At 45.7% G+C, this 9,263-nt stretch carries 9 protein-coding genes and 1 pseudogene; all 10 read left to right on the forward strand.

The features are described from left to right. A pseudogene (locus tag N7387_RS20425) lies at positions 1–637 on the forward strand (hypothetical protein); the annotation flags it as partial. A gap of 155 nt (positions 638–792) precedes the next feature. After that, complete coding sequence (locus N7387_RS20430) at positions 793–2,469, forward strand: hypothetical protein (RefSeq protein WP_279800843.1); 1,677 nt, start codon at positions 793–795, stop codon at positions 2,467–2,469. Between the two features lie 61 nt (positions 2,470–2,530). Next, positions 2,531–3,355 (forward strand): hypothetical protein, encoded by an 825-nt coding sequence (locus tag N7387_RS20435; protein ID WP_279800844.1) that lies wholly within the window; start codon positions 2,531–2,533, stop codon positions 3,353–3,355. A 160-nt stretch (positions 3,356–3,515) separates the two neighbouring features. Then, a complete protein-coding gene (locus tag N7387_RS20440) occupies positions 3,516–4,481 on the forward strand; it encodes a hypothetical protein (protein ID WP_279800845.1) in 966 nt (321 codons plus the stop codon). Positions 4,482–4,638: 157 nt separating this feature from the next. Next, positions 4,639–5,604 (forward strand): hypothetical protein, encoded by a 966-nt coding sequence (locus N7387_RS20445; protein WP_279800846.1) that lies wholly within the window; start codon positions 4,639–4,641, stop codon positions 5,602–5,604. Positions 5,605–5,783: 179 nt separating this feature from the next. Continuing rightward, the gene (locus tag N7387_RS20450; RefSeq protein ID WP_279800847.1) at positions 5,784–6,113 is read left to right on the forward strand and encodes a DUF805 domain-containing protein; all 330 of its coding nucleotides are present in this window, start codon (positions 5,784–5,786) and stop codon (positions 6,111–6,113) included. A 329-nt stretch (positions 6,114–6,442) separates the two neighbouring features. After that, positions 6,443–7,270, forward strand: a complete 828-nt coding sequence (locus N7387_RS20455; protein ID WP_279800848.1) for a hypothetical protein — start codon at positions 6,443–6,445, stop codon at positions 7,268–7,270. Between the two features lie 199 nt (positions 7,271–7,469). Continuing rightward, entirely contained in the window at positions 7,470–8,345 is an 876-nt protein-coding gene (locus N7387_RS20460) for a hypothetical protein (RefSeq protein WP_279800849.1), read from the forward strand. Positions 8,346–8,373: 28 nt separating this feature from the next. Continuing rightward, positions 8,374–8,523: a hypothetical protein gene (locus tag N7387_RS20465; protein WP_262862391.1), complete on the forward strand. Its 150-nt coding sequence runs from the start codon at positions 8,374–8,376 to the stop codon at positions 8,521–8,523. A 108-nt stretch (positions 8,524–8,631) separates the two neighbouring features. Beyond that, positions 8,632–9,057 (forward strand): STM0539 family protein, encoded by a 426-nt coding sequence (locus N7387_RS20470; RefSeq protein WP_279800850.1) that lies wholly within the window; start codon positions 8,632–8,634, stop codon positions 9,055–9,057. Positions 9,058–9,263 lie beyond the last annotated feature (206 nt).

Raw genomic sequence — 9,263 nt, forward strand, 5'->3', positions numbered from 1 at the left:
CTTCTGGCGTTTTTATGATCCGAGAAATGTCTGGGAAATTTTAGCCACGTTTGATGACTGGCGGCTGCATACGTTTCTCGGGCCGGTAACCAAACTGGAAACAAACCTGTGGGGAAACAAAAAATCGGACCGGTTTGAGGCACAGCGGAAGGGATATCCGGAACAGGCAACGCTGCGTGGTATGTTTATGAAGTTCTCTGCTGATGACTATGCAAAAATCAATATGGTATTTGAACAGAAGCTGGCAAAAAAAATGGCGGTTTATTTTTTAATGAATGAGGCAAACAGCAGCAATACCGTCATGACGTTATCTATCGTTGACATAATGCACCGCACATTGACGGATGATCGTTTTGATTATGATCGGTTATCTGTGGGGCTGTCCCCGTCCGGTCTCGAAAGATGCCTCACTCTGTCTCAGGATGTCATTAATTTTTTCAGCGGGCTATCGTCTCCGGATACGGAATCTTATCTGTATTTTTGCTATGCGTTGTCATTTTACCGGATAAAACGTTTCAGTGATATTCCGCCGGAATGGCTGCGTTTCTTATCGGAATCAGAGGGTGAAGTTAACTACAGAGTCTGTCAGTTACTGGATTCTCTGTTTGGTGCGCTTCCTGATATCTACCATTCATAATGATGTTCTGACTTAACTGAGATTCTGTGTCAGATATCAAAGAAGCAGAATGAAAAATATCTCCGGTGCCAGCCTGACATGCAAAATGCCGCCGGTCTGTATACCGGAAACCAAAGCAACGTCATTGCACTGAGTAAAGTTAACAAAGGATTATTATGTTATTAGATATTCTCCGCTCCGCGACTACCGCAGCCTGTCAGACCTGTCATCTTCTGCCACGGTGTGCCTTCTACGCAGAAATCCATTTTGCAGGCAAAACGGATACTTACCGCCAGGAGGCTTACTTTTTTAAAGAATATGATCACCTGCTGGAAATGAAAGCTCACGATGCGAACAAAGCTGAAGATGAAGATGAAGATGTGCACGATGTCGGCGCGGAAGCACCTCTGACATTAATTACCCGCTCAAAACATTGTATGTCTAAAAGCCCGCACTGTCCGACGGGGAATATTTTCAGGGCGGACGACAGTCTGTTCGGTGAGTTTAATCCGGAAAAAGCCTTCACCGGCTCTCTGCCGTATACCGGAAAAACCAGGGGATTCTCTTATACTGAATATAATCCTGTTGCTGTACTTGAAAGTCTGATAACCCGCGGCGGTCTGACGGATGATCCGCGCTACCGTCAGCATTATACCATGCGACTCGCCGAGTGTGACGGCAAGCCATTTCTGACCCTGCCCCGCGGAGCACAGGTAGGCATGGCAGTCATGAAGCCGGTCACTCACGGCCTGCCGATGCTGTATATTGAGGGACTCCGGCATCTGGCCTCCGCCCGGTTCAATCTCATTCTGTACCGGGAATTAACAGCTACAGTCAGTATCGGTCTGGAATCATCATTAAAGAAAAAAAATGATGAGGAACGAAAGGAGGAGCGGACAAAACAAAATCAGGAAGCCGGTTACAAGCCCTCTCATGGCGGCTGGACAAAGCATACCAGTAAGTATCAGATAAAAAGTGGTGTGACTATCGAGGGTGAGGTTCTCTCTGTCATCGGCAGAGACAGGTACGGCTATACGGCTGCGCTCAAAAAAGAATTTACGAAGAACAAAAATAAGCTGACGTTGCTGAACGCCATTGACAAGGGTTTCAACATGCTCAACAGCGCGCTGCAGAAAGGGAAGAATAACCAGATATTTCCGCTGGTAAGTGCGGAATTTTGTTATCCGAAACTGGAAATTACAGGCGGCGTCAAAACTGTTCAGTCCGACACCGCCGGTGTCGGTGTTATCACTGAAGGTAATATTTCAGTCGGTTTTGCGCCGTTTTTCGGTTTTAAAATCACGTTAGACCTGCTGACGGCACTGTCACGGTTTCTGGGGCCGTATGGTCATGTAGTCAATACCGTGCGGACAGCGGCAGCGGCACAGGAGGATACGTTCAAAGAGGGCGGTGATGGTGTATATGCCATTCTGAAACTGGAACTGATATTCAGCTTCGGGGTGCATGGTGGATATAAATTCAAAACCAATGACTATGGTAAGTTTAAGTCTGATGGCCGCAGTATCGGGCTTCAGGGGGAAATTGTCGGTGATGCGCATGTGGAAGGCGGCGTCCGGGTTTTCGGTGTGGGAGGCTTTTTTGAGGCGGGTGCGGAAATTAAATCGACGTTAACGATGGATTTTGACAAAGAGGAAGGGGATGACCTGACGGCGGTGGTGTACCACGAAGGGGTAAAAGCCAAGGTTTACGTGAAGGTAAGCCGAGGACAGAACTCAAGAAATAAAGGTAAAGATGATGTATTAAGTACAGTTGAAGCGGGTAAATTTGAGGAATGGATAATTTATGAGGCACTGGATAAAGATGATTCAGAGTGGCGGTTTTCTCTGGGTTAAATGTGGGTTGGTATTATCAGGGGCACTGCTCAGTACAGGGTCGCTTTATGCAGAGGAAACGATGAAAACAAATTACACAGTATCATTTAATGCCAGCGATGCCCTTTGTTTTGTGAAAATTAATGACATGCTGGTGATGGATAACGCCGGCATGTGGAAAGAGCAATTCTCTATGGGACAAACTGTCAGTTCATACTTGCAAAATGGGCAGAATACTTTGAGTATTGCGATGTTACACAAGTCAGTAAGTAATGATGATGATCTACCGAATAATATGTGGTGCTCAGCGAAAATTCAGGATGTCAGGAGTGATGAATATGTCGCTGCGGTCAAACTGATTGTCCGTGATGGTAAGATAACACCGGATACCACCTATTATTCCGGGCAGTACACATCCTTCGGTGACAGCCCAAGGTCAGGCCTGACGGAAAAGGGTTTTCGTGAAGTGTCACAGATATTTTACGCCGAGGATTTACCGAAATGGCCATGGACAACCGCAACACCGGTAACAGAACGCGATATTCCGGCCATAAAAGCATTTTATGAGTCACTTCAGAATGATTTTAAACGTCAGGATTTACCGGCGATTTACCAGAAAACCAGAGGGATGTGGGAATCCTTAGCAGCTGAGCAGGGCAGTACACCACAGCGGATGTGGGAATCGATGGATTACAAAGGGTATTTTGCCAGAGGCTATAAGGCTGCTCCTATTGACTGGGCGGGATTTAAATTAAACACATATATGGGTGGGCGAATTTTCCGGTTTGAAAAGGGGTATGGAAGAGTATCACCGTTATTAATCGAAATAGATGAAACCAGTGATGATGTTTTCATATCTACACCTTATTTATCTATCATTAACGGTAAAGTCACGGTGGTAAACTAACCTTCTCTCTGCTGACGCTCCGTCTGTGATGGCTGGGTGTTATTCTATCCCCCGCCATCATGTTGCGGGGGCGGCAGACGGTTCCGTAATTCAGGCAGGCAATCAGGTGAGATTCAGAAATACATTATTACTGTCATTATTCATCATGACAGGGGCTGTCATGGCACAGGCAAAAGAACGCAATATTGAAATACGGACTTCGATTGATTCCAAGTACCTTTTTTGTGAGGTCAAAACCAACGGGGTGCCGGGGTATGATAACCGGGCCAGTGCGATGGACGGGGAAGGGGCTGGCACCACCAGTACAAACTCCTATATCGCCATGAGCAACGGTGCAAATGAATTAACGGTGGAAGTGGGGGCACTGGACTGGTTTGCTGAAAATGCCGCCGGGATTGAGAATAAAAACACATTTAATCCCGCAGCCTATTGCAAAGCGGAGATGACACTGGTTGATTACGATAATGACCGTGTGGTGAACCTTGCCACACTGGATATCCGTATCAATGAACAGGGCCAGCCGGAGGCGTTCCGTAATAATATGCCGGACAAGACGGCTGTTTTTAAAGAAACCACCTCTCACCCGACCGAGCGGGTGACAAAAAACAGAGCCATCTCTGTTGCGATGGATAAGCGGGGATACCCGGATAATATGACCCTTTATCAGTTTACGCAGTCTTTTACGGTTTCCGGTTTGCCGGACTGGCAGTGGGTACATTCGGAGCCGTATACCGGCAGTCCGGAGCAGATTGCTCTGCTGAAGGAGGCCTACAGCGAACTGTGGCTGGCGTTAAAAAATAAAGACATTAAAAAGGTGAGAAAACTTCACACCCCGGCGGCAGAAGCATGGGCCGTCACCACGCAAAGCACAGCAGACAGAATTCTGGACTCTCAGGACTATAATACCATTTATGATGAAAACCATGCAGAAATGAAGACGATAGACTGGGACAACTTTTATATTATTCCGATGAATAACGGCAAAATGGTGCGGATGGTTTATAAGGAGTCGTTACGGTTTTCACCAGTGGGAGTGAGTTATATTAGCCAAAGAGGAAAGAAAGCTTCATACTTTTTTTCCCCGATATTCTCACTGGTAAACGGAAAGTATATTCCGGTTATCTGACCGGCGGCTGATATTTTCCGGTCACACACCGGGGCAATTTTGCTCTGGTGTGTTGATACAATACAGGGCGGCAGACGCTCCCGTAATTCAGGCAGGCAATCAGGTGAGATTCAGAAATACATTATTACTGTCATTATTCATCATGACAGGGGCTGTCATGGCACAGGCAAAAGAACGCAATATTGAAATCCGGACTTCGATTGATTCCAAATACCTCTTTTGTGAGGTCAAAACCAACGGGGTGCCGGGGTATGATAACCGGGCCAGTGCGCTGAGAGGGGAAGGAGCCGGTACCACCAGTACAAACTCCTATATCGCCATGAGCAACGGTGCAAATGAATTAACGGTGGAAGTGGGGGCGCTGGACTGGTTTGCAAAAAATGCCGCTGGGATTGAGAATAAAAACACGTTTAATCCGGCAGCCTATTGTAAAGCGGAGATGACACTGGTTGATTACGATAATGACCGGGTGGTGAACCTTGCCACACTGGATATCCGCATCAATGAACAGGGCCAGCCGGAGGCGTACCGTAATAATGTGCCGGATAAGACGGCTGTCTTTAAAGAAATAACCGCTCACCCGACCGAGTTGGTTACAAAAAATAAAGCAACTTCCGGAAATATAAACAGACGAGCTTATCCGGATAATATGACCCTTTATCATTTTACACAGTCTTTTACAGTTTCCGGTCTGCCGGACTGGCAGTGGGTGCATTCTGAGCCGTATACCGGCAGTCCGGAACAGATTGCTCTGCTGAAAGAGGCCTACAGCGAACTGTGGCTGGCGTTAAAAAATAAAGACATTAAAAAAGTCAGAAAACTTCACACCCCGGCGGCAGAAGCCTGGGCCGTCACCACGCAAAGTACAGCAGACAGAATTCTGGACTCTCAGCGCTACAATACCATATATGATGAAAAACATGTGGAAATGAAGACGATAGACTGGGACAATTTTTATATTATTCCGATGAATAACGGCAAAATGGTGCGGATGGTTTATAAGGAAACATTACGGTTTTCCCCGGTGGGGGTAAGTTATATTGATAAAGATGGTGATGACAGCTCATTCTTTTTTTCCCCGATATTTTCACTGGTAAACGGAAAGTATATTCCGGTTATCTGACCGGCGGCTGATATTTTCCGGTCACACGCCGGGGTAATTTTACTCCGGTGTGTTGGTATGGCCGTTGATGTAATTCTGATGTGGCAGAACAGCGTATGATCGTATTTTGATGATGTTTAGCATTATTTTTCAATGTTAAATAATGTTGTGGTTTTTCTTTTTTATTATTTGGTGAGTAAATGTTTGATTATTTTTTAGATGGCATTAGAAATTGTATTAATTTTTCCGGATTAGCAAACAGACCACAGTTTTGGTATTTTCAGCTTGCGTCAATTATTATCGGTATCGTCGTTGGAATATTTGAATTTTCAATTGGTACTGAGGTTATTTCTGATGTTTTATCGCTGCTTTTACTTTTGCCGGGATTGTCACTGGGTGTGCGCAGATTACGGGATGCTGATTTTTCACCGTGGTTGCTGTTAGTTATTTTCGTTCCTTTTATTGGCATTATTACATTAATCGTATTATGGTGCATGCCCTCTAAATTATCGCGTCCGGCGCAGATTTAGTTGTTGTGATTTATCATCAGATGCCCGCCGGTGATTTTATCGTGTATTTCTTCTGATGTTGAAAAACCGAAGGTTACGGCAGGGTGTTTGATGAATGTTTATGGGCAGGAGACCGCGTGTTAGTTTTTTTCTTCTCCGGAACGCCTGATACGGTTACCGATTGTAATCCGCCTGCCATGGCGCGGTTGGTAACAGAGCCATTAAAGAATGGATTATTAATAATGAATTACCGAAAGATAAATCTGACCGGAAGTTTACGCCGGGTTAAGCGGGAATTGGTATTGTCTGCCGGATTATTGCTGAGCGCTCAGCTTCACGCAGAGGAAGCAATGAAAACAAATTATACGGTGTCATTTTACGCCAATGATGCGTTCTGTCTGGTCAAAGTCAATGACATGCTGGTGACGGACAACGGCGGTATGTGGAAAGGGCAGTTTACCCTGGGGCAGACGGTCAGTTCGTACCTGCAGAACGGGCAGAATACCCTGAGTATCACAATGCTGCAGAAGCCGGTCGGTGGCGGTGAAAAACTGCCGGATGATATGTGGTGCTCAGCGAAGATACAGGATGCACGGCAGGACGGAACCGATGAATACGTGGCGGCGGTGAAGTTGATTGTCCGTGACGGCAGGATTACGCCGGATACCGGTTATTACACCGGGCAGTATACGTCCTTTGGTGACAGCCCGAGAGCGGACGGAAGTGAAAAAATGACCCGTGAGGTGTCACAGACGTTTCACGCGGCGGATTTACCGGAGTGGCCATGGGTTAATGCAAGGCCGGTGACTGAAGATGATATTCCTGCCGTTAAAGCATTTTATGAAGTGTTACACAAGGACATGAAACGTCAGGATTTACCGGCAATTTACCAGAAAACCAGAGGGATGTGGGAATCACTGGCCACTGAACAGGGCAGTACACCGGAAAAAATGTGGAACTCAATGAATTACAAAGGGTATTTTAAACGAGGTTACAAGGCCGTTCCCATTGACTGGTCGGGATTTGAATTCAACTCATATATGGGCGGACGGATTTTCCGCTTTGAGAAAGGGTATGGCAGAGTGCCACCGTTAAAGATAAAAAACCGCGAGGGTAAAGTTTCTATACTCACCCCGTACCTGTCAATTATCGACGGTAAAGTCACGGTGGTAAACTAACCTTCTCTCTGCTGACGCTCCGTCTGTGATGGCTGGGCGTTACCCGGGCCATTTTTCTGCTGATAACGTTGCCGTTTTAACGGCAAACCGGTCGGTTGTCCGGAGACTGACGTAAAATTTAAAGAATGGATTATTGATAATGAATTACCGAAAGATAAATCTGACCGGAAGTTTACGCCGGGTTCAGCGGGGGCTGATATTGTCCGCCGGATTATTGCTGGGCAGTCAGCTTTATGCAGAGGAAACAATGAAAACAAATTACATGGTGTCATTTAACACTAATGATGCGCTCTGTTTCGTCAAAATCAATGACATGTTGGTTATGAAGAATATCGGAGCAGTCACGGGAGGGTTTGCAATGGGACAAACTATTAGTTCGCACCTGCAAAACGGTAAAAATACCTTAAGTATTGCTATGTTACATGATTCCATTAAAGGCGATAAAATTGTTACTGATAACATGTGGTGCTCTGCCAAAATACAGGATGTGAGGCAGAACGGAACCGATGAATACGTGGCGGCGGTGAAGCTAATTGTCCGTGACGGTAAGATTATCCCTGACACTGGTTATTATAATGGAGAAGGTACTACTTTCGGAAATAGCCCGAGACTGGATGGAGCGGAGGAGGGTTTTCGTGAAGTATCACAAACCTTTCTGGTCGGGGATTTACCTATATGGCCATGGGTCAATGCAAGACCGGTGACCGAAGCAGATATCCCAGCCGTCAAAGCGTTTTATGAGGCGTTACACAATGACATGAAACGTCAGGATTTAACGGCAATTTACCAGAAAACCAGAGGGATGTGGGAATCGCTGGCCGCTGAGCAGGGCAGTACACCGGAAAAAATGTGGGAATCAATGAATTACAAAGGGTATTTTGAGCAGGGTTACAAAGCCGTTCCTATCGACTGGACGGGATTTGAATTCAGCTCATACATGGACGGACGGATTTTCCGCTTTGAGAAAGGGTATGGCAGAGTGCCGCCGTTAAAGATAAAAAACCGTGAGGGTAAAGTATTCATACTCACTCCGTACCTGTCAATTATCGACGGTAAAGTCACGGTGGTAAACTAACCTTCTTTCTGCTGACACTCCGGCTGTCATGGCACAGGCAAAAGAACGCAATATTGAAATCCGGACTTCGATTGATTCCAAATACCTCTTTTGTGAGGTCAAAACCAACGGGGTGCCGGGGTATGATAACCGTGCCAGTGCGATGAGAGGGGAAATAACAGCATCAGAATCGAGATAAATACAGAGAATCAAAATATATGACCGGATTTTCTGTTGATGAGTCAACGCTGACAATCAGACAATAAGTATTTAATAGAGGTGAGTTATGAAACTGCGTGTTATTCCAATGTTAGTGTCTTCAGTATTACTGGTTTCAGTCCCGGTTCAGGCTGGCGAATTTTCGTCACATCATCCTTATCTGGCCGGTTCATCGTTCTACAGTGCACCGAGCCTGCTGAGTTCTGCCGTTATCAGCGGAATTATACTATTACCGGTGCTTATCCCGGCACAGTTAGTGGTGATTTCTGTTCAGCACAGCGAAAAAGATAAAACCACGACTATTACCGGAACAACACAAAATAATGAAAAGGCAGCCCTGCTCGTTGCGACTGAAAAATTAGAAAATAACGCCATAAATCCCGGGGATGTTATGACTCTGGAACCCGCTGAAACAGGAACCGGGGCCTATCTGAAAAAAGACGGCACTATTATTTCGCATATGGTGAGTCCGGCTGATGAACAGCTGTTATATCCCGGGAAACGGATGGAATAAGAAGAGAAATATATTGAAAGAGAAGAGGTTGCTTAAGCGTGTGTTGATTAAAGCTGCCGTTTTTAAATTAAAAAAAAGCCCATGAAACATGGGCAAAAGAGGTAAAAATAATTCAGCAGCACGTCGTGAAGTAACGTAATCATTCTGTTTTTATTTCAATATATGAAGATTAAAATGCTTCCCAGGCATCCTCGGTATTATCTGTC

The organism is Morganella sp. GD04133, from assembly GCF_029835375.1.
Taxonomy (GTDB): domain Bacteria; phylum Pseudomonadota; class Gammaproteobacteria; order Enterobacterales; family Enterobacteriaceae; genus Morganella; species Morganella morganii_B.

What these genes read in the sequence shown, in the direction of transcription:
- N7387_RS20440 (WP_279800845.1), top strand. Translation starts at nt 3,516, where the DNA reads ATGGCACAGGCAAAAGAACGCAATATTGAAATACGGACTTCGATTGAT.
- N7387_RS20450 (WP_279800847.1), top strand. Translation starts at nt 5,784, where the DNA reads ATGTTTGATTATTTTTTAGATGGCATTAGAAATTGTATTAATTTTTCC.
- N7387_RS20455 (WP_279800848.1), top strand. Translation starts at nt 6,443, where the DNA reads ATGAAAACAAATTATACGGTGTCATTTTACGCCAATGATGCGTTCTGT.
- N7387_RS20445 (WP_279800846.1), top strand. Translation starts at nt 4,639, where the DNA reads ATGGCACAGGCAAAAGAACGCAATATTGAAATCCGGACTTCGATTGAT.
- N7387_RS20470 (WP_279800850.1), top strand. Translation starts at nt 8,632, where the DNA reads ATGTTAGTGTCTTCAGTATTACTGGTTTCAGTCCCGGTTCAGGCTGGC.
- N7387_RS20435 (WP_279800844.1), top strand. Translation starts at nt 2,531, where the DNA reads ATGAAAACAAATTACACAGTATCATTTAATGCCAGCGATGCCCTTTGT.
- N7387_RS20465 (WP_262862391.1), top strand. Translation starts at nt 8,374, where the DNA reads ATGGCACAGGCAAAAGAACGCAATATTGAAATCCGGACTTCGATTGAT.
- N7387_RS20430 (WP_279800843.1), top strand. Translation starts at nt 793, where the DNA reads ATGTTATTAGATATTCTCCGCTCCGCGACTACCGCAGCCTGTCAGACC.